The following is a 21,623-nucleotide window of genomic DNA, read 5'->3' on the forward strand; positions in this document are numbered from 1 at the left end:
ATATTATATGACTTGTGAGCAGGGTGATGAAATGGAAAAAAGATTTGAAATTTCCCTATTATTTGATTTTTATGGTGAATTGCTTACTGAAAAGCAAAAAAACATTATGGATTTGTATTTTAATAATGATTTGTCTTTATCAGAAATAGCAGAAATAAATAATACTAGTAGGCAAGCTACTTATGATACCATTAAAACATGCGAAAAAATGCTTTTAGTATATGAGGAAAAATTAAAATTATCAGAAAAAGACCTTAAACTAAAAAAAACAATAAAGAAAATAACATTGGAATTAGATAACTTACAAATAAACGTAAAAGATGAAAAAATGAATCAACTTATATATGATATAAAAAACCAAATTATCGAAAAAATTTAGGAGGTTTATTATGGCTTTTGAAGGGTTATCTTCTAAGTTACAGGATACCATTAAAAAATTAAAAGGTAAGGGTAAGCTTTCTGAAAAAGATATTAAAGAGGCTATGAGAGAAGTAAAACTAGCGCTACTGGAAGCTGATGTTAATTATAAAGTAGTTAAGGATTTTGTAAAAAATGTTAGTGAAAAATGTTTAGGTAATGGAGTATTAGAAAGCTTAACTCCTGGTCAACAGGTTATCAAAATTGTTAATGACGAGTTAACTAATTTAATGGGTAATTCAGAAAGTAAATTAGAGTTTTCAATAAAAGGATTAACGGTTATAATGCTGGTGGGTCTTCAAGGTGCTGGTAAAACTACAATGGGTGGAAAGCTTGCACTAGCACTTAAAAAGAAAAATAAAAAACCACTTTTAGTTGCCTGTGATGTATATAGGCCCGCTGCAATTAAACAATTGCAGGTAGTAGGAAAACAAATTGATATTCCGGTATTTACTATGGGAGACAAAGTGAGTCCTGTAGATATAGCAAAAGCATCTATAGCCTTTGCTAAGGAAAATGGTAACAATGTAGTAATAATAGATACAGCAGGAAGGCTTCATATAGATGAAACATTAATGGAAGAACTTCAAAATATAAAATCCAGTGTAGACCCAAGTGAAATAATGTTAGTTGTAGATTCAATGACAGGCCAAGATGCAGTTAATGTAGCCGATAGTTTTAATTCACAGCTAGATATAACTGGGGTAATCTTGACTAAATTAGATGGAGATACAAGAGGCGGTGCTGCGCTATCTATTAAAGCTATAACTGGCAAACCTATAAAATTTGTTGGCGTTGGCGAAAAAATGAATGATCTAGAAGTTTTCTACCCAGAAAGAATGGCATCAAGAATACTTGGTATGGGTGATGTACTTTCATTGATTGAAAAAGCACAACAGTCCATAGATGAAAAGGAAGCAAAAGAACTTGGTAACAGAATGCTTTCTCAAGAATTTAACCTAGAAGACTATTTAGCAATGATTCAACAAATGAAAAAATTGGGACCCTTGGATAAATTAATTGAAATGATGCCAGGTGCTAATAAAAAAGAATTGCAGGGTGTAGACTTGTCTAAAAGTGAAAAAGATATGGGTAAAGTTGAAGCGATTATAAAATCAATGACAGCATCAGAAAGAAAACATCCTAGTATAATTGCTAACAATTCATCAAGAAAAAAAAGAATTGCTAATGGGTCAGGTACTTTGGTACAGCAAGTTAATAAATTGCTAAAAGATTTTGAGATGGCGAAGAAATTCATGAAGCAAGCAAAAGGTTTCCAAAAACCTGGTAAAAAAGGTATGTTTGGTAAAATGCCTTTTTAATAAAAAATTGAAAATTAATTAAATTTAAGGAGGTGATATTACATGGCAGTTAAAATAAGATTAAAAAGAATGGGTGCTAAACATGCTCCATTTTATAGAGTAGTAGTTGCAGATTCAAGAGCTCCTAGAGACGGAAAATTTATTGAAGAAATAGGATACTACAACCCAACAACAGAGCCAACAACTATTAAAATTGATGTTGAAAAAGCAGCTAGTTGGATAAAGAATGGTGCACAACCTTCTGATACAGTTAAAAGATTACTTAATAAAATAGCAGTCAACTAGAAAAGTTTGTAAGTAATGAATGGAGGAGTTTTCCATGAAACAGTTACTTGAAGTATTGGCAAAGTCTTTAGTTGATAAACCGGAAATGGTAGTAGTGAATGAAGTAGCCCATGAGCATACTGTAGTTCTTGAATTATCAGTTGCCCATGAGGATATGGGAAAAGTTATAGGCAAACAAGGTAGAATAGCTAAAGCTATTAGAACTGTTGTAAAAGCAGCTGCTGTTAAAGAAAACAAAAAAGTAGTTGTTGAAATAAAGTAAGAGTTAGGTTCAGCCTAGCTCTTATTTTAATTAAATATTGGGAATTATTTATAAGGCATATTCAAATAAATAATAATAGCTGTTCATATAAGCAATTTTGAAAGGAGGATTTTAAATGAAAGATTTTATGAGTGTAGGTCAGATTGGCAAGACGCATGGTTTGAAGGGTGAAGTAAAAGTTTTTTCATTAACAGACACGCTTGAGAGATTTAAGGAATTAAAAAGTGTGTATATTGACGGGGAAATTAGAAAAGTCGAAGGGTGTAAGCTTCAATCAGATAGAGCAATACTTAAGATTGAAGGTATAGATACCATAGAACAAGCAGAATTATATAGAAATAAGTACCTTATGGTTAGTCGTGAAGATGCAATTAAATTGCCAGAGGGTAGTTATTATGTAGCTGATTTGATAGATTGCAGTGTTTTCGAAGAAGGCGGAGAAGAACTAGGAAAGGTATTTGATGTTCTTAGTACTCCAGGTAACGACGTGTACTGGGTTAAAGGGAAAAAAGAAGTGCTTATTCCAGTACTTAAGGATATTGTTATTAGTATAGATATTGATAAGCGCGAGATAATAATTAAGCCAGTGAATGAATGGTTAGAATGAAAATAGATATTTTAACTCTATTTCCTGAAATGTTTGAAATCTTCAATTATAGTATAATTGGAAGAGCCATAGAGAAAGACATATTGGGTATTTCACCTCGCAATATTCGGGATTATTCACTAAATAAGCATAAAAAAGTAGATGATTATCCTTATGGTGGCGGTGCTGGAATGGTAATGCTAGCTCAACCATTAGTGGACAGTATTAAGGATATTAAATTACATAATAACGGAAAGGTAATATTCTTGGGGCCGAGAGGGAAGACCTTTACTCAAGAAATGGCAAAGCAGCTATGCCAGGAAAGTGAATTAATATTTATATGTGGTCATTATGAAGGTATTGACGAGAGAGCTTATGATTATATAGATATGGAGATTTCGCTGGGCGATTATGTTTTGACTGGTGGAGAAATGGCATGTATTCCTATTGTGGATAGCATTTGTAGGTTAGTCCCAGGAGTTTTATCTAGTAGTGAGAGCTACACAGAAGAATCTTTTTATGATGGAGTATTAGAATATCCTCAATATACAAGGCCAGAATGTTTTGAGGGTAACATGGTTCCTGAGGTATTGACATCAGGACATCATGAAAATGTAAGAAAGTGGAGACGGCTACAGTCACTTTTAATAACTAAAGAAAAAAGGCCAGATATGTTCGGAAAACTTAAACTCAACAAGGAAGATAAAAAACTATTAGGAAAAGATAATAAATAGGCTAGCATATTGTATTATTTATTTGAATGTGTCTTAAGTAAAAGTGTCAAAAAACAGGATAGTGCCCTGAAAGTTATATAAAGTTAAAAAATATCTTGCATATAAGCATAAAAGATATTTTTATGTTGATATATATATATATTTATGATAGAATGTAGCTTGTGCTAGTACGGGCGGTCCTCTGTCATATTACAATGAGTATGAACGTCACAATAAAATTTTAGGAGGGAATGCACATGTTAGAAATTATAAGAACAATAGAATCAGAGCAAATTAGAAAGGACTTACCGGATTTTCACGTAGGTGATACTGTTAAAGTTCACATTAAAGTTAGTGAAGGCAACAAGGAAAGAGTCCAAATATTTGAAGGAACCGTTCTTAAAAGACAAAACGGCGGTTTAAGAGAAACTTTCACAGTAAGAAGAGTAGCATCTGGTGTTGGTGTTGAAAAGACATTCCCAGTAAACGCTCCAGTTATTGAGAAAATTGAAATTGTAAGATTAGGTAAAGTTAGAAGAGCTAAACTATTTTACTTAAGAGATAGAGTTGGTAAGGCTGCAAAGGTTAAAGAAAAAATGAGATAAAAATATAAAATGGGGGCTGAGAAGTCCCTTTTTATATTTAAGCTAATTTTAGAAGGAAAAGCTTTTATAAGGCTTTATCCATTCGATAAAATGGGAAGGATTAGATAAGTATGAGCATGACCATAAATTGGTTTCCAGGTCATATGGCGAAAACTAGAAGACAAATTCAAGAGAGTTTGAAACTTGTTGACGCTGTAATAGAAATTAGAGATGCAAGAATTGTTAAATCAAGTGCAAATCCACAAATTGATGAGATTTGCAAAGATAAGCCTAGAGTCATTTTATTAAACAAAAGTGATTTAGCAGAAGATAAAGTAACTAAAGAATGGATTAAAAAGCTTACAACAGATACTGTAAAACCGTTGGCTGTAAATAGTATTACAGGTGAAGGTCTAAAAAGTATAAAGCCTATTCTTGAGGAGTTATTGAAAGAAAAGCACGACAGACAAAGGAAAAAAGGATTAGTTAATATTGTTACGAGAGTTATGGTAGTTGGAATACCTAATGTAGGTAAATCATCGTTTATTAATAAATTAGCTAAAAACAATATTGCTAAAACAGGTGATAGACCAGGGGTTACTAAAAGTAAGCAATGGATTAAAACTAGCTTAGGCATAGAGCTAATGGATACACCAGGGGTATTATGGCCTAGATTTGAAGATGAGGCAGTTGGACTTAATCTGGCATTTACAGGAGCTATAAAAGATGAAGTTATGGATATCGAGGAATTAGCCCTTAGATTGGTAGAAAGACTTCAAACTAATAACGCACAAAGATTAATGGAAAGATATAAACTTACAGAAATAATGGAGAATCCCATAGACAATATGGACAATATAGGAAAGAAAAGAGGGGCCGTAATTTCTGGAGGTAACATAGACTATAATAGAGTAGCGGTAATGCTTCTAGATGAGTTTAGAGGTGGAAAATTAGGGGCTATATCTCTTGAAAGAGTATAATTCTAAATAATTATTTAAAGGCAGTCCTAACTAATTTAAAATAAATTAAATACACAACTATATGTTTAAAAATAGGTAACAAAAAATGATTAGTTAGTGGATTGTCTTTTTTACATGATTAATAAGGACAAGTTGCCATTGAAATAAGGAGAAAATACCATGGAGTTTAATATTGATTTCTCAAACATGAACTATAAGCAGATATGTAATTATGTGTTAAAAATTGAAAACGATATCAATTATGTTGATAGAGATGCTATAATGAGAACACTCTTACGAGACCCTAGGAAAACTGTCCAAAAATTAGGAAGTAAAATGGTTAAAGATGGAGAGCTAAAAGAAAAAGAAATACAGAGAGTAAAGAGAATGTACGAATTTGACCGAAGCTTTGGAAACTATAAATATGTAGCTGGAGTTGACGAAGTAGGACGTGGGCCTTTAGCAGGGCCAATAGTAGCAGCGGCTGTAATATTAGATCTAAATGCATATGAGGAGAAGGATTTAATCCTAAGAGCTAACGATTCTAAAAAATTATCAATAGCCGTAAGGAAAGAATTATCTCTAATTATAAAACAAAAAGCAATAGCTTATAAAATTTGTGCTATTGATAATAATAGAATTGATGAAAAGGGAGTTGGCTTTTGCAATAACCAAGTATTTTTAGATTGTTGTGAGGGGATTTCTATTGTGCCAGATTTAGTTTTATCTGACGGATATAAAATAAAAAACTTTTCGAATTTAAATGAGTTTGTAATAAAGGGAGATACTAAAAGTGTAAGTATAGCCTGTGCTTCCATAATTGCAAAGGTATATAGAGATGAACTGATGTTACAGTATCATTACAAATACCCAAATTATGGTTTTGATAGGAATGTTGGGTATGGTACAGAAGAACATGTTCTTGCAATAAAAAAATATGGAACTACTTTAATACATAGAAATAGTTTTCTAAGGAATATTCTTGAAAATAACAATAATAATTAATAAAAAATTTACAATCATACTTTATAGTTTATATAGGTACATTTACGTTTTTGTTTCATATGCCTAAAAGTTATAACTGAAAAGCATCCTGGATATGATTAACTAAAAAATCATTATTATCACCATTTAGGGTGACTTCCATAACATCAAATCTAAAATTGAAGTTAGTAATATTTTTGTACAAAATATATACCTGAGCTGTTTTATAAATTTTCTTCTGCTTAGAAAATACAACTGATTCAGCTGGTATTCCAAACTTTGTTCCATATCTAGTTTTCACTTCTATAAAACAAATATAACCATTTTCTAGTGCTATTATATCTATTTCACCACATTTACATTTGAAATTCACTTCTAAAATTTTATAGCCTAAATTTTTAAGATAATTTTTTGATATTTGTTCACCAAGTGCTCCAATATCTTTATTGAAAGACTTCATGTAATAACCTCATTCCATAATTTTATTGTGTATTAATATTAAATTATAAAAAAATAAAAAGCAACATATTGTTTATAAATAATGCTATTAAAAGAAAAAGCATTAAAAATAAGCGGTTAGTAACTGTCAATATGACAAGTTATTAACCGCTTAACTTAATAGTTATTCAAAGAAACTTTCATCAACATAAAGCAGTCGTATTATTTTAACCTTTCCATTTTTCTTCATAACTAGGGTTAGCATATAATTTGTAATATATCTTAAATAGTTACACAACAATAGGTACCCTGTAATTCACTGCTAAGTTTATAAATGTAAATTTATTTTAATTTAAAGTTTACAGTGAATTATTTTGTCAATAATTATGTAATGAGAAATAATAAGGGTAAGGTGATTATATGGCAATACAAATTATGTCTGCTGCATTTACAGGAATTAAAGGGGTTATAGTTACAGTGGAAATTGATATTACTCGCGGGCTACCAGCTTTAAATATTGTAGGCCTTGCGGATGTCTCAGTTAAAGAATCAAAAGAACGAGTTCGTTCTGCAATACTAAATTCTGGGTTTGATTTTCCGGTAAATAGAATAACTATAAATTTAGCACCAGCGGATTTGAAAAAAGAAGGATCTCTATTTGATTTACCTATAGCTATAGGCATATTACTAGCAACTAAACAATTAATCGTGAGTGACATTAATGATTATCTTTTTATCGGGGAATTATCACTATCTGGTAAATTGAAAAAGGTTAGAGGGTCATTACCTGTGGTTATGGAAGGAATAGAAAATAAAATTGAAAAATTCATAGTCCCAACGAACAATGCAAGGGAATGTAGTCTTGTTAAATCTGCGAAGATATTTCCTCTAGATGATTTAAATCAAGTTGTGAATTTTTTAAATTATAAAGACTTATTGCCTTATCAGCAAAACATTGATGTGGAGATATTAATTAATGAAGAGTTAGATTATGAGGATGTTATGGGTCAAGAAAGTTCAAAACGTGCAATTGAAGTAGCAGCTGCAGGTGGGCATAATCTTCTTATGTATGGGCCGCCAGGTTGTGGAAAATCAATGATGGCTAAGAGAATTCCTACTATTTTACCGTCATTAAGTCAGGAAGAATCACTAGAGGTTACTAAAATTTACAGTGTTTCTGGAAAGCTTGAAGGCATTGGTGGAATTATTTTGCAAAGACCTTTTAGAAGTCCACATCATACTATTTCACGAATTGCACTAGTTGGGGGTGGAAATAAAATAGTACCTGGAGAAATCTCTTTAGCACATAAGGGAGTATTGTTTTTAGATGAGATATTAGAATTTAAAAAAGATGTAATTGAAATATTAAGGCAGCCCTTAGAGGAAAGAAAAATAAGTATTTCAAGAATTAATGGAACCGTAGAATATCCATCAAACTTTATGTTTGTGAGTGCTTTAAATCCTTGTCCTTGCGGGTACTATGGATCTTATGAAAAGCAATGTAGTTGTAGTGACTATGAAAGGCGGAGGTATTTAAGCAAATTATCGGCTCCGCTACTAGACCGTATTGATATTTTTACAGCAGTAAATTTGTTGCCTTACAATAAAATAATTAGTGTAGCAAATAGCGAAAAATCTGTGGTTATTAAAGGACGAGTAGAAGCAGCAAGAAATATTCAAGAAAAAAGATTTAGTCAAGAAAAAATTCATTGTAATGCAGAGATGAGTCAAAAGCAAATAAAAAGGTATTGTCGTTTAGAGAACGATGTCAGTAAAATCATGGAGCTTATTTATGATAAATTTAATCTAAGCACAAGAGCTTATTCTAGGATACTTAAGGTAGCTAGGACAATTGCTGACTTAGATGGAAATGAAAATATTTCAGATAAACATATAATTGAAGCTATGCAGTATAGAAAATTTATAGATGAAAAGATAATTTAATAAAAAAAATAAGGCAGTGGAGGTATAGTTAAGCAATGAATGATTATGATATATGGTTTTCACTCGTAAAATTATCACCTAAAATCAAATTAAAGTTAATAAATGATTTCCATAATACAGAGAAGATATGGTATTATGGTGTACATAGTAAAAAAACAGAATATTTAAAAAAAGCACTAATTGATGTATTGGCAAGTGCATGGAATGAAAGTGAGATTGATAATGTAAAAAGGAACTTAGAAATTAATGAAATAAAATCGATTGCTTATTTTGAGGACAAATATCCTAAAAAATTAAAAAACTATGATGACGCACCCTTTATATTATTTTATAAAGGGAACATAATGCCATTAAATGAGGGATATAATATCTCCATAGTAGGATCCAGAAAGTGTTCAAATTATGGTAAAGATGTTACAAAAATTATATGCAGAGATTTATGTGCTAATAATATTAATATCATTAGTGGGATGGCTAAGGGGATTGATTCCTTTGCCCATGAAAGTTGCCTAGATAATGAAGGGTATACTTGTGCAGTTTTAGGTTCTGGGCTGGATATAGTATACCCTAAAGAGAACCTTAAAATTTTTAAAAAAATAGTCGAAAGTGGTTGTGTTATATCAGAATTTTTACCAGGAACACCACCATATGCTCACAATTTTCCTTTAAGAAATAGAATAATAAGTGCACTAAGTGATATTATTATTGTAATAGAGGCAGGAGAAAAAAGTGGATCCTTAATTACTGCAAATTTAGCACTTGAACAAGGAAAGGATGTAATGGCTGTTCCAGGTTCTATATTTTCAAATGAAAGTAAAGGAACAAATAAATTAATTAAAGATGGAGCATTCCCTCTGACTTGCGTTAGTGATATATTTAATTTAATGGGAGTTGAAATTAGAAATGAAAATAAAGCAACTATAAGATCTTTTAACAGTGAGATTCACAAAGGTTTATATAGCATTATAAATGATAGTCCACTACATATTAATGATATTATTAGAGTAACTAACATTGACATAAAACAATTATATGAGGTATTATTTGAAATGCAGATTAAAAATGAAGTGCTATGTTTATCAGGAAACTATTATGTAAGAGTAAATAACAAAATATAAGTAAGATATAATAACTGTATTAGAAATACATTGATGGAGGGGATAAGATGGGACAAAAACTTGTTATAGTTGAGTCACCAGCAAAAGCTAAAACTATAAAAAAATATTTAGGAAAAAATTTTGTAGTAGAAGCGTCCATGGGACATGTTAGAGATTTACCAAAAAGTCAATTGGGGGTTGATATAGAAAATAACTATCAACCTAAATATATAACTATCCGTGGCAAGGGTGAACTCCTTGATAAATTAAGAAAAGAAGCAAAAAAAAGTGATAAAGTTTATTTGGCAACTGACCCTGATAGAGAAGGGGAAGCGATAGCTTGGCATTTGGCGAAAGCCTTGAAAATAGATGAAAATGATAAGTGTAGGATAGAATTTAATGAGATAACTAAGACGGCTGTTAAAAATGCCATAAAATCTCCAAGAGTAATAAATGCACCTCTTGTGGATGCTCAACAAGCAAGACGCATACTAGATAGATTGGTGGGGTATGAAATTAGTCCTATACTTTGGAGAAAAGTTAAATGGGGACTTAGTGCCGGAAGGGTTCAATCAGTTACACTTAAAATAATCTGCGACAGACAAAAGGAAATTGAAAAATTCATAACTAAAGAATATTGGACAGTAGAATGTCAGCTACACAAAGATGGAGAGACACATAATTTAGATGTTAAATTAACTTCAAAGAATGGAAAAAAAATCGAGATAAATTCTAAAGAAGAAAGTGATGATATAATTAGTTCACTTAATGAAAAGGAATTTGTTGTACGAAAAATAAAGAAAGCTTCAAAAAGCAAAAATCCACTTCCACCATTTATAACAAGTACACTTCAGCAAGATGCTTATAGAAAACTTAACTTTGCAACTAAAAGAACTATGTCTATAGCACAACAATTATATGAAGGTATAGAAATAGAGGGACATGGAATAATAGGATTAATCACTTATATGAGGACTGATTCTACTAGAATATCTGAAGAAGCTCAAGGCAATGCAAAGGAGTTTATTGTAAATAAATATGGTGAGAAGTATTATCCTGAAACTCCTAGAATATTTAAAAGTAAAAAAAATATTCAGGATGCTCATGAAGCTATTAGACCATCAAATATTGAAATAACACCAGAGATAGCAAAAAAGACTCTTAAAGCGCCACAATATAAATTATATACTCTCATTTGGAATAGGTATGTGGCAAGTCAAATGGAGGCATGTTTACTTCACACTATATCTATGGATATAGAAAATGGAGATTATTTACTTAAGGCATCTGGCTCTAAAGTAGTCTTCGACGGATTTAGAAAAATTTATAATGAAGATCTAGAAGAAGAAGAAAACAATTTAAAACTTCCAGAACTTACGGAAGGAGATATTTTAAGCAGTGAAAAAACTGAGGGGAAACAGCATTTTACGTTGCCACCTGCAAGATTTTCTGAGGCATCTCTTGTTAAAACATTAGAAGAGAATGGTATAGGAAGACCTAGTACCTATGCACCAATTATTACAACACTTCTTAGCAGAAAATATGTAGAAAAGGACAACAAAACTTTAGAGGTAACAGAACTTGGTAATATAGTAAATAATATTGTCAGTGAATACTTCAAGCAAATAGTGGATATTGAGTTTACAGCACAAATGGAGAATAATTTAGATACTATAGAAGAAGGACAAGAAAAGTGGGAAAATATAGTGGATATTTTCTTTACACCCTTAAAAAAAGATATTGAAATTGCGGAGAAAGAGATAGCTAAAATTACTATTGAAGATGAAGTTACAGAGGTAGAATGCGATAAATGTGGTAAGTTCATGGTAATAAAACATGGAAGATTTGGTGATTTCTTAGCATGTCCTGGATATCCAGAGTGTAAAAATACAAAAGCAATTACTAAAGAACTTGAAGTTCCTTGTCCGAAATGTGGTGGTAAAATTTTAGAAAGAAGAAGTAAAAAAGGTACAAAATTTTACGGTTGCAGTAATTATCCAGAATGTGATTTTGTAAGTTGGTTTGAACCCACTGAAATAAAATGCTCTGTGTGTGGTACATATATGGTAAAAAGGTATAGTAAAACTAAAGGTGATTTTATGGAGTGTTCTAATAAAGAATGTAAAAATAAAGAATATAAAGCAGAGGAAAATAACGAAGAAAAGTAAAATTAGTATAAAACTTCAAATGATTAACTAATGAATAATAAATAATATGTCGAAACTTATTAGAAAACTGTTGTTATAGAATGAGTGTTGTGATATTATTAATTAGAGAAGGAACGATTCTAAAAATTTGAAATATTTTGAATTTTATTTATTCTGAAGTACCTCTTGAAAAAAGTTGCTTTACGAATAGGCTTAAATAATATAGATTGTGTTTTATAACATAAACGAGGAGGAATATTGTGTCATTATTAGCTAAAACAAGAATGTTGAACAAAATATTACAAAAATCAGGAACAGAGCCTGTAGTTTTTGATGATATTTGTAATTTGTTAAGTGAAGTATTGCAATGTAATGTGTATATTGTTAGCAGAAGAGGAAAAATATTAGGTTATAATTTATCAAGTGGATTTGAATGCGATATCGTAAAAGATGAAATTATAAAAAACATGAGATTCCCAGAAGAATATAATAATAGTTTGCTTAATATTAATGAAACAAAAGAAAATCTTACCAATAAAAACATTTGTGTATTCCAAGATAATAAGGCTTGTGAAATAGATAATAAAATAACTACTATTGTACCAATAAACGGAAATAGAGAAAGATTAGGAACATTATTACTTGCAAGATTTGATAAAGATTTTACAGATGATGATTTAGTCTTAGTTGAATATAGTGCTACTATAGTTGGTCTTGAAATTTTAAGATCTAAAAATGATTTGATAGAAGAGGAAGCAAGAAAGAAAGCGGTAGTGCAACTTGCTATTGGGACACTATCATATTCAGAACTTGAAGCAGTACAACATATTTTCAATGAATTAGATGGTACTGAGGGATTACTTGTAGCATCTAGAATAGCAGATAAAGTTGGAATAACAAGGTCTGTTATAGTCAATGCACTTAGAAAATTTGAAAGCGCAGGAGTAATAGAATCTAGATCACTTGGAATGAAGGGTACTCATATTAAAATATTGAATGAGAAGCTCCTTGATGAACTTAAAAAAATAAAATAAAATAGATTGAGTCGGAGAAATGTTTCTCTGACTCAATCTATTTTAAATTTATAAAGTATAAATATGTAATAAATGAGAATATTAATAAATGTGAGTTTAATTAAATTTTTCAAAAGACTTTAATTTATTAAAAAATTTAGTTTTACTGAAAATTTTCATTGAATACATAAGTATCATGTGATACAATAAATTCGTAAGAAAATACACACATTGCTTAATTATGGAAGGGTGCCAATATTGGTCTTCAATAAGATGATGGTAATGGAGGTAAAAACCAGGGAGGTTATTATTAATGGCAGTTATTTCAATGAAACAATTATTAGAAGCGGGTGTTCATTTTGGACATCAAACTAGAAGATGGAACCCTAAAATGGCTCCGTACATATTTACAGAAAGAAACGGTATATACATTATCGATTTACAAAAAACAGTTAGAAAAATCGATGACGCATATGATTTTATTAAATCTGTATCTGAAGAAGGCAAGGATGTTTTATTTGTAGGAACAAAAAAACAAGCTCAAGAAGCTATTAAATTTGAAGCTATAAGATCAGGAATGCATTTTGTAAACAATAGATGGCTCGGCGGAATGCTAACGAACTTTAAAACAATCAAAACAAGAATAGCAAGATTAGAAGCATTATACAAAATGGAAGAAGATGGAACTTTCGAAGTTCTTCCTAAAAAAGAAGTTAGTCACCTTCTAAATGAAAGAGAAAAACTAGAAAAGAATTTAGGCGGAATTAGAAGCATGGATGCAAACAAAATTGGAGCTCTATTCATTGTAGACCCAAGAAAAGAAAAAAATGCAATTTCTGAAGCTAAAATTCTTGGAATTCCTGTAGTAGCAATAGTTGACACAAACTGTGATCCAGATGAAGTTGATTATGTAATTCCAGGTAATGATGATGCTATAAGAGCAGTTAAATTAATAACTGAAAGATTAGCTGATGCTATTATTGAAGGAAGACAGGGCGAACAATTAGCTGAATAATAGTAACTATATTTATCTAATAAGAATAGTAACTAGATTTATCTAATAACATAATTATTGATACAACAGTTGGGGGGTAGGTGGAAGTTAATTCTTTCATTTACCTTTTAAGTTAGATAGGAATAGGAGGAAATAATAATGATTACTGCAAGTATGGTTAAAGATTTAAGAGAAAGAACTGGAGCCGGAATGATGGATTGTAAAAGAGCTCTAAGTGAAACAGATGGTGATATAGATAAAGCAATTGAGCTTTTAAGAGAAAAAGGGTTGGCAGCTGCTGCTAAAAAATCTGGAAGAATAGCTGCAGAGGGATTAGTATGCACATATATTTCAGAAGATATGAAGGTTGGATCCCTTGTAGAAGTTAACTGCGAGACAGATTTTGTTGCTGATAACGAAGGTTTCGTTACATTAGCTAAAAACATAGCAATGCAAGGTGCACAAACTACTTCAACTACTATTGATGAATTCGTTTCTGAGAAATACATAGCTAATGAAGATATTACCATTAGTGATGCTGTTACAGAATTAATAACCAAATTGGGTGAGAACATGTCTGTAAGAAGATTTCAAAAGTTCTCTATTGAAAATGGTATAGTTCAAAGCTATATTCATGGTGGTGGAAGAATAGGTGTTTTGGTAGAACTCGCTTGTGATAAACAAGATGATGTATTAAGTCAGATAGCGAAAGATGTTGCAATGCAAATCGCAGCTGCTAGTCCACTATTCTTAGATAACACATGTGTTGATAATGAAACTTTAGAAAAAGAAAAAGAAATATATAGAGTTCAAGCATTAAATGAAGGAAAACCAGAAAAAATTGTTGAAAAAATGGTTATGGGAAGAGTAAATAAATATTATAAAGAAGTTTGTCTTCTCGAACAAATTTGGGTTAAAAACTCTGACTATACTATTACAAAATATCTGGAGGAAGAATCTCAAAAACTTGGTGCAGAAATAAAAATAACAAGATTTGTAAGATTTGAAAGAGGAGAAGGCATAGAAAAGAAGGAAGAAAACTTTGCTGAAGAAGTTCAAAGACAAGTGCAAGGTAAATAAAAATTAGAGGGGACACTGCGTGTTCTCTTTTTTAAAATAAGGAATACTTTAAATTTGGAGGTATAATGTTTATGGAGGTTGCTAAATATAAAAGAATTATGTTAAAGATTTCTGGAGAAGCACTAGCTGGTGAATTAGGATTTGGAATAGACTTTGAAACTACAAATGAGATAGCGCTTCAAATAAAAGAATTGGTTAAGCTCGGTGTTGAAATAGGAATTGTTGTTGGAGGCGGAAATATTTGGCGTGGTAGGAGTGGCGAAGGTATGGACAGGACTACTGCAGATTATATGGGAATGATGGCAACTTGTATTAATGCCTTAGCACTTCAAGATTCTTTAGAAAATCTAGGGGTAAATACTAGAGTGCAAACTGCTATTGAAATGAAAGAAGTAGCAGAGCCGTTTATAAGAAGAAGAGCTATGAGGCATTTGGAAAAAGGAAGAGTTGTTATATTCGCAGCAGGAACTGGAAATCCATATTTTTCAACAGATACAACAGCAGCACTCAGGGCAGCAGAAATAGAGGCTGAAGTAATTCTGCTTGCTAAAAAAGTTGATGGGGTATACGATAAAGATCCCCATAAGTACAATGATGCAGTGAAGTTCGATAAACTTAGTTATCTTAATGTACTTGAAAAAGGACTACAAGTTATGGATTCAACTGCTACATCATTATGTATGGACAACAATATACCTATTTTAGTTTTTGGATTGGATAAACCAGAAAATATAAAAAAAGCAGTGTTAGGGGAAAAAATTGGTACATTAGTATCTGCTTCTACTAATGAACCACAATAATATGGAGGGAATTCTATGATGAAAGAAATTATTAGTATTGCTGATGAAAAAATGAATAAAACTATTGCTGTTTTAAAACATGAATTTGCAAGCCTAAAAGCAGGAAGAGCAAATCCTACAATGTTAGATAGAATTCGTGTTGATTCTTATGGTAGTCTTGTTCCAGTAAGTCAAGTAGCAAACGTATCATCACCAGAACCTAGGGTGCTATTAATTCAACCTTGGGATAAAGCTTCTATGAAAGAAATAGAAAAAGCTATATTGAAATCTGATTTGGGGTTAAATCCATCAAATGATGGTTCAGCGATTAGATTGATGATTCCTGAACTTACTGAAGAAACAAGAAAAACTTTGCTGAAAACTGTTAAAAAAACAGGAGAAGAGGCTAAAGTAGCTATAAGATCTATAAGGCGAGATGCTAATGATAAAATAAAAGTACTGAAAAAAAATAGTGAAATTACTGAAGATGAAGTTAAAAAATCAGAGGATATAATTCAAAAAGAAACAGATAAATTTATTAAAGAAATAGATAAAATGACAGATGCTAAAGAAAAAGATATAATGGTAGTTTAGTATATAATTTTAAATAGAACCTGCATAACTGCAGGTTCTATTTAAAATTATACTATAACTAATAAAAAGGAGAGAATTTTATTGAAAAAATTATTCGCTTTTTTTAAGAAGAATAAAGATACAAAGGACAATATAGAATTAGATAAGTCAAAAATACCAGAGCATATTGCAATTATAATGGATGGAAATGGAAGATGGGCAAAGGAACGTAATTTGCCTAGAGCTCTTGGACATAGAGCTGGAGTAGAAGCAATAAGGAAAGTTGTAAAAGAGTGTAATAATTTGGGAGTTAAATATTTAACGTTATATGCATTTTCAACTGAAAATTGGAATAGGCCAATGCAAGAAGTAGAATCTTTAATGAAATTATTAGTAGAGTATTTGAAAAATGAGTTCGAGGAATTAAATAACAATGACGTTGTTATTAATTCTATTGGAAACATATCAAAATTACCTAGGCTATGTAGAGTAGAATTGGATAAGGCATATGAAAAAACAAAGAATAATAAGGGCTTGGTTTTAAACTTAGCACTAAATTATGGTGGAAGAAGTGAAATAGTAGACGCAGTAAAGAAAATTTCATTGGATCTAAAAAATAAAAAAATATCTGAGGACGAAATAACCGAGGATTTATTTTCAAAATATTTGTATACGGGGGAAATGCCAGACCCTGACCTTATAATAAGGCCAAGTGGGGAGTTAAGATTAAGCAATTTTTTACTCTGGCAAAGTGCTTACTCAGAACTTTGGTTCTCAGATATTAATTGGCCAGATTTTCATGAGGAAGAGCTAAAATCTGCTATAGCGGATTATCAAAAAAGAGACAGAAGATTTGGAAAGGTTAAATAGGGGAAAAATAATGAATAAAAGATATATAGGTGCACTTATTCTAGCACCACTAATAATATTTTTATTTTTAGGGGGATATTACTTAAAATATGCGGTAATGGTGCTTTCACTTTTTGGTATGTATGAGTTCTATAAAGTTTCTAGAAAAAAACACTACAAGCCAATTGGGCTTATAGGATATATTTTATGTATAGTATATTACTTAAATATGGGTAATGATTTTGGAGCGAGTTTTAATATATATATTTTAATAGCAGCGATTTTTGTATTACTTTGTATACCGGTGCTTCATGTAAATTATAATTTTGTGGATGTTGCTCTAACTATATTTGGTTTTTTGTATGTGGCAGTGTTTTTTAGTTTTATTGTATTTATTAATAATAAAACCTACGGTGAATATTTAGTATGGATTGTATTTATTTGTTCATGGGTCTGTGATACAGCAGCATATTATTCTGGAAGGTTTTTAGGTAAAGGGGGCAAACATAAGCTATGTCCTAAAGTAAGCCCTAATAAAACAATAGAGGGATCAATAGGAGGGCTACTGGGAAGTGTTATAGGAAGTACAATTTATGGCTATGTTATTTCAAAATATGGAGTGCCTATTCAGTTATATCATTTTGTTATAATTGGGGTTATATGTGGCATTTTCGGTCAATTTGGAGATCTAATTGCTTCATCTATAAAAAGATACGTAGGAGCTAAAGATTACAGTAGTCTAATACCAGGACATGGTGGGATTTTAGATAGGTTTGACAGTATTCTATTTGTTTCAGTGGTAGCATTTTATTATATTACATTTGTACTAAGACTATAATTCTTATAACAATTAATAGAATCATATATTGAGCAGAATGCAAAACAATTCCTAGCTATTATTAACTCATTAGCTGAATTGGCATTCAAGGCGATATATGATTTTATTATTAATCAAGACACTTTCAAATAATCCGTTTTTATCTATGTTATATTTTATGCTAATATTTAAGCGGATTATTTAATATAATATTTTATATCATTCTGATGGTATGTATTGGAAAATAAAATTAGGCTATTATATAACCATAAATACTAGGTAAATAACAAAAAACATTACAATTCATATGTGGAATTACATTCCATATATTAGAAGATTTTGTTATCTGCTTTATTTTAGTAGCTAAATATGATATATTAAATGCTGTAGAATAATTAATAACTAAAGAAAATATGGGATTTTCTTAAAAATTATAATAAAGTAAAATATTATGTAATATAAATAATAGATATACATGAATGGAGAGGTCTGCATGAAGAATGTTACTATATTAGGAGTTACGGGATCCATAGGAACTCAAACTTTAGAAGTTATACGATCGGATATTAATAATTTTGTTATTGTGGGAATTTCTGCTAACACAAATTGGGAAAAAATTGTACCAATCATAATTGAATTTAAACCGAAATATGTTGCCATGATGGATGGGGAAGCATCATTAAAACTCAAAAATCATTGCAGGGGAAAAAAATATTCAACGGAAATTTTGCAAGGACTAGAAGGATTGAACTATATAAGTACATTGCCTGAAGTCGATGTTGTAGTTACCGCAGTTGTAGGTATGATAGGGCTAGTTCCTACTATAAAAGCTATACATTCTGGAAAAGACATTGCTTTAGCTAATAAAGAAACACTGGTGGCAGCAGGGGAACTCGTAATGGAAGCTGCTAAAAGAAACCATGTAAATATACTACCAGTTGATTCAGAGCATGGTGCAATTTTTCAATGTTTACAGGGGAATAAGTTAAAAGATGTTAATAAAATATTATTAACGGCCTCAGGTGGTCCATTTAGAGGTAAAAGCAGACAAGAATTGAGGTCGATAAAACCGGAACAGGCCATTAAGCATCCTAAATGGAATATGGGTAAAAAAATATCTATTGATTCTTCAACACTTATGAATAAAGGGCTAGAGGTTATAGAGGCACATTGGTTATTTGGTGTAGATTACACTAATATTCAAGTGCTAGTTCATCCTCAAAGTATAATACATTCTATGGTAGAGTACATAGATGGAAGTGTAATAGCACAACTTAGTTCCACCGACATGAGACTTCCTATTCAGTATGCTATAAATTACCCCAAAAGAAATAATGCTGTAATAGATAAATTAGATTTTTATAATATGGGTAATTTGACTTTTGAAAAGCCAGATATGGATACCTTTAAATGCCTTAAATTGGCTTATAGTGCAGGTAAGATGGGCGGCAATATGCCTGCTATCATGAATGCTGCAAATGAAATAGCTGTTGAATTATTTTTAGATTTTAAAATAAAGTATCTCCAAATTGAATATATTATAGAAAAGTGCATGAATAAATTTGTACATAATATTAATCCTAATTTAGAAGAAATCTTAGAAGTTGATTTAAAAGTAAGACAATATGTAAGAGATAATTATGATAAAGAATAGGAAGGGGAATTATTATGAGTAATATTATAGCAAATATACCATACTTTATTATGGCTATATTAGCATTTAGCCTTTTAATTATAATACATGAATTAGGTCATTTTACTTTAGCTAAACTAAATGGAGTAAAAGTACATGAGTTTTCACTAGGAATGGGTCCAAAAATTTTTGGAATAAAAGGGAAAGAAACAGAGTATTTGATTAAAGCATTTCCTATTGGCGGATATGTTAAAATGGAAGGAGAAGATGAAGGAAGTAATGACCCCAGAGCTTTTAACAATAAAACTCCTCTTCAAAAACTGAGCATAGTTTCTGCAGGTGCAATTATGAATTTCGTTTTAGCGCTGGTTTTATTTGCTATTGTAGGAGCCTCGGAGGGATATATAGTACCCATAATAGGGGAAGTAGTCCCTGATGGTGCAGCTATGAAGGCTGGAATGCAAGTTGGAGACAAGATTACTAAGGTTAATAGTGTTAGTATAGACAAATGGGATCAATTTATAAATGAAATTTATAGTTCTAAAGGCGAAAATGTAAATATTGAAATAGTGAGAAATTCAAAAGTCAAAACATTTTCCTTGAAGCCCATTAAAAATGTGAAAGAAAATAGATTTATGATAGGAATCGGTGGTACACAAAAAAAAATGAACTTTGGCGAAGTTGTAAGTTATGGATTTAATCAAACCTTTGATACAACGAAACAAATCTTTGCATTTTTGGGAAACCTAGTTCATGGGCAAGTTTCAGCAAATGATGTAGGAGGACCCATAAGCATAATAAGAGTTTCAACAAGGGTTGCACAAGCTGGATTAACAAATTTAATGATGTTAACTGCAATGTTAAGTGTGCAACTAGGAATATTAAACGTAATACCTTTCCCAGCACTAGATGGAGGATGGATTTTTATATTGTTATTTGAAATAATATCAGGTAAGAAATTAGATGATAAGAAAGTTGGATTTGTAAATTATATTGGATTTATGCTTTTAATGGCACTTATGGTGTTCGTAGTCTTAAAGGATATAGTTAGTCCAATGAAATTCTAGGAGATGTACGTTATGAAGGATATTAGAGAAAGAAAAACAAAGAAGATTAAAGTAGGAAAAATATATATAGGTGGAGATTCAAAAATAGCAGTTCAGTCAATGACAAATACTGATACAAGAGATGTAGAAGCCACGATAAATCAGATTCTTCAGTTAGAAGAGGTAGGCTGTGACATCGTACGATGCGCAGTTCCAGATATGGAAGCTGCTGAGGCTATTAAAGAAATTGTGAAAAGAATTCACATACCCTTAGTTGCAGATATTCATTTTGACTATAAGCTGGCTCTGAAATCTATTGAGAATGGAATATCTAAACTCCGAATTAACCCAGGAAATATTGGGAGCAAAGATAGAATAAAATTAGTGGCGAAAGCTGCCAGTGATAAAGGTATTCCTATTAGAATTGGTGTAAATTCTGGATCGCTTGAAAGTGATATTCTTGAAAAATACGGTCATGTATGCGCACGAGCACTAGTGGAAAGCGCTTTAAGACATGTTGCAATACTAGAAAGTCTTAACTTTTATGATATAGTTATTTCTATAAAATCTTCTGATGTAGTCATGATGATTGAAAGTTATAAACTAATCTCAGATAAGGTAGATTATCCACTCCACCTAGGTGTTACGGAGGCTGGAACTACATGGAGAGGGACAATAAAATCTAGTGTAGGTATTGGAGCTCTTTTAGCTTGCGGAATTGGTGATACTATAAGAGTATCATTAACGGGTGATGTTGTAGATGAGGTTAAGGTCGGCAAGGAGATTCTAAAATCACTCGGGTATATTGATGATGGAATTAAATTTGTATCCTGTCCTACCTGTGGAAGAACTCAAATAAATCTTATCAAAATTGCAAATGAAGTAGAAGAAAGATTGGCGAGTTGCAACAAGAACATAAAGATTGCAATAATGGGATGCGTAGTTAATGGGCCAGGTGAAGCACGAGAAGCCGATATTGGAATAGCTGGTGGAAATGGTGTAGGCCTTATATTTAAAAAAGGCGAAATAATTAAAACTGTTAAAGAAGAAGATTTAGTGGAAGAACTTATTCGTGAGATAGATAAATTATAAAGTGGAACA

Annotated in this window: 23 protein-coding genes; 22 read left to right on the top strand and 1 reads right to left on the bottom strand. The window is 31.2% G+C overall.

Features of this window, described 5'->3' with window-relative positions; genetic code table 11:
* Positions 1–31 precede the first annotated feature (31 nt).
* The 9 genes from KPL51_RS06630 (at position 32) to rnhB (ending at position 6,133) form a co-directional block, all read left to right on the top strand.
* Entirely contained in the window at positions 32–379 is a 348-nt protein-coding gene (locus tag KPL51_RS06630) for a putative DNA-binding protein (RefSeq protein WP_216158706.1), read from the top strand.
* A 10-nt stretch (positions 380–389) separates the two neighbouring features.
* A complete protein-coding gene (gene ffh, locus KPL51_RS06635) occupies positions 390–1,739 on the top strand; it encodes a signal recognition particle protein (protein ID WP_216158708.1) in 1,350 nt (449 codons plus the stop codon).
* 42 nt (positions 1,740–1,781) lie between these two features.
* A complete protein-coding gene (gene rpsP, locus KPL51_RS06640; RefSeq protein WP_216158710.1) occupies positions 1,782–2,024 on the top strand; it encodes a 30S ribosomal protein S16 in 243 nt (80 codons plus the stop codon).
* A gap of 34 nt (positions 2,025–2,058) precedes the next feature.
* Positions 2,059–2,286 carry a KH domain-containing protein gene (locus KPL51_RS06645; protein ID WP_124999039.1) on the top strand — a complete coding sequence of 76 codons (228 nt, stop codon included), beginning with the start codon at positions 2,059–2,061 and terminating at the stop codon, positions 2,284–2,286.
* Between the two features lie 115 nt (positions 2,287–2,401).
* A complete protein-coding gene (gene rimM, locus KPL51_RS06650; protein ID WP_216158712.1) occupies positions 2,402–2,893 on the top strand; it encodes a ribosome maturation factor RimM in 492 nt (163 codons plus the stop codon).
* The gene (gene trmD / locus KPL51_RS06655) at positions 2,890–3,606 is read left to right on the top strand and encodes a tRNA (guanosine(37)-N1)-methyltransferase TrmD (RefSeq protein WP_216158715.1); all 717 of its coding nucleotides are present in this window, start codon (positions 2,890–2,892) and stop codon (positions 3,604–3,606) included. The genes rimM and trmD overlap by 4 nt, the downstream gene beginning before the upstream one ends.
* Before the next feature lie 236 nt (positions 3,607–3,842).
* The gene (gene rplS / locus KPL51_RS06660) at positions 3,843–4,190 is read left to right on the top strand and encodes a 50S ribosomal protein L19 (RefSeq protein WP_216158853.1); all 348 of its coding nucleotides are present in this window, start codon (positions 3,843–3,845) and stop codon (positions 4,188–4,190) included.
* Positions 4,191–4,306: 116 nt separating this feature from the next.
* Positions 4,307–5,149 carry a ribosome biogenesis GTPase YlqF gene (gene ylqF / locus KPL51_RS06665; RefSeq protein WP_216158854.1) on the top strand — a complete coding sequence of 281 codons (843 nt, stop codon included), beginning with the start codon at positions 4,307–4,309 and terminating at the stop codon, positions 5,147–5,149.
* A gap of 159 nt (positions 5,150–5,308) precedes the next feature.
* Positions 5,309–6,133 carry a ribonuclease HII gene (gene rnhB, locus KPL51_RS06670; protein ID WP_216158717.1) on the top strand — a complete coding sequence of 275 codons (825 nt, stop codon included), beginning with the start codon at positions 5,309–5,311 and terminating at the stop codon, positions 6,131–6,133.
* Positions 6,134–6,203: 70 nt separating this feature from the next.
* On the opposite strand, the gene KPL51_RS06675 is transcribed toward rnhB, so the two are convergent.
* Positions 6,204–6,572, bottom strand: coding sequence for a YraN family protein (locus KPL51_RS06675; protein WP_216158719.1), 369 nt, complete (start codon positions 6,570–6,572; stop codon positions 6,204–6,206).
* A 398-nt stretch (positions 6,573–6,970) separates the two neighbouring features.
* Here KPL51_RS06675 and KPL51_RS06680 point away from each other — a divergent pair, with 398 nt between their 5' ends.
* The 13 genes from KPL51_RS06680 (at position 6,971) to ispG (ending at position 21,614) form a co-directional block, all read left to right on the top strand.
* Positions 6,971–8,494 (top strand): YifB family Mg chelatase-like AAA ATPase, encoded by a 1,524-nt coding sequence (locus KPL51_RS06680; RefSeq protein ID WP_216158721.1) that lies wholly within the window; start codon positions 6,971–6,973, stop codon positions 8,492–8,494.
* Between the two features lie 35 nt (positions 8,495–8,529).
* Positions 8,530–9,612, top strand: a complete 1,083-nt coding sequence (gene dprA, locus KPL51_RS06685; RefSeq protein ID WP_216158723.1) for a DNA-processing protein DprA — start codon at positions 8,530–8,532, stop codon at positions 9,610–9,612.
* A gap of 47 nt (positions 9,613–9,659) precedes the next feature.
* Complete coding sequence (topA, locus tag KPL51_RS06690) at positions 9,660–11,759, top strand: type I DNA topoisomerase (protein WP_216158725.1); 2,100 nt, start codon at positions 9,660–9,662, stop codon at positions 11,757–11,759.
* Between the two features lie 236 nt (positions 11,760–11,995).
* Positions 11,996–12,772, top strand: a complete 777-nt coding sequence (codY, locus tag KPL51_RS06695; protein WP_216158856.1) for a GTP-sensing pleiotropic transcriptional regulator CodY — start codon at positions 11,996–11,998, stop codon at positions 12,770–12,772.
* A gap of 292 nt (positions 12,773–13,064) precedes the next feature.
* Positions 13,065–13,766: a 30S ribosomal protein S2 gene (gene rpsB / locus KPL51_RS06700; RefSeq protein WP_216158727.1), complete on the top strand. Its 702-nt coding sequence runs from the start codon at positions 13,065–13,067 to the stop codon at positions 13,764–13,766.
* 138 nt (positions 13,767–13,904) lie between these two features.
* Positions 13,905–14,825 carry a translation elongation factor Ts gene (gene tsf, locus KPL51_RS06705; protein WP_216158729.1) on the top strand — a complete coding sequence of 307 codons (921 nt, stop codon included), beginning with the start codon at positions 13,905–13,907 and terminating at the stop codon, positions 14,823–14,825.
* Between the two features lie 71 nt (positions 14,826–14,896).
* Positions 14,897–15,625 (top strand): UMP kinase, encoded by a 729-nt coding sequence (pyrH, locus tag KPL51_RS06710; RefSeq protein ID WP_216158731.1) that lies wholly within the window; start codon positions 14,897–14,899, stop codon positions 15,623–15,625.
* A 15-nt stretch (positions 15,626–15,640) separates the two neighbouring features.
* On the top strand, positions 15,641–16,198 hold the full coding sequence (gene frr, locus KPL51_RS06715; protein ID WP_216158734.1) for a ribosome recycling factor: 558 nt from the start codon (positions 15,641–15,643) through the stop codon (positions 16,196–16,198).
* An 81-nt stretch (positions 16,199–16,279) separates the two neighbouring features.
* Positions 16,280–17,047, top strand: a complete 768-nt coding sequence (gene uppS / locus KPL51_RS06720; protein WP_224853654.1) for an undecaprenyl pyrophosphate synthase — start codon at positions 16,280–16,282, stop codon at positions 17,045–17,047.
* Between the two features lie 10 nt (positions 17,048–17,057).
* A complete protein-coding gene (locus KPL51_RS06725; protein ID WP_216158736.1) occupies positions 17,058–17,864 on the top strand; it encodes a phosphatidate cytidylyltransferase in 807 nt (268 codons plus the stop codon).
* A gap of 472 nt (positions 17,865–18,336) precedes the next feature.
* Positions 18,337–19,497 carry a 1-deoxy-D-xylulose-5-phosphate reductoisomerase gene (locus KPL51_RS06730; RefSeq protein ID WP_216158738.1) on the top strand — a complete coding sequence of 387 codons (1,161 nt, stop codon included), beginning with the start codon at positions 18,337–18,339 and terminating at the stop codon, positions 19,495–19,497.
* Positions 19,498–19,511: 14 nt separating this feature from the next.
* Complete coding sequence (gene rseP / locus KPL51_RS06735) at positions 19,512–20,543, top strand: RIP metalloprotease RseP (protein ID WP_216158740.1); 1,032 nt, start codon at positions 19,512–19,514, stop codon at positions 20,541–20,543.
* 12 nt (positions 20,544–20,555) lie between these two features.
* The gene (ispG, locus tag KPL51_RS06740) at positions 20,556–21,614 is read left to right on the top strand and encodes a flavodoxin-dependent (E)-4-hydroxy-3-methylbut-2-enyl-diphosphate synthase (RefSeq protein WP_216158742.1); all 1,059 of its coding nucleotides are present in this window, start codon (positions 20,556–20,558) and stop codon (positions 21,612–21,614) included.
* Positions 21,615–21,623 lie beyond the last annotated feature (9 nt).

The organism is Clostridium bowmanii (assembly GCF_018861315.1).
Lineage (GTDB): Bacteria > Bacillota > Clostridia > Clostridiales > Clostridiaceae > Clostridium_AD > Clostridium_AD bowmanii.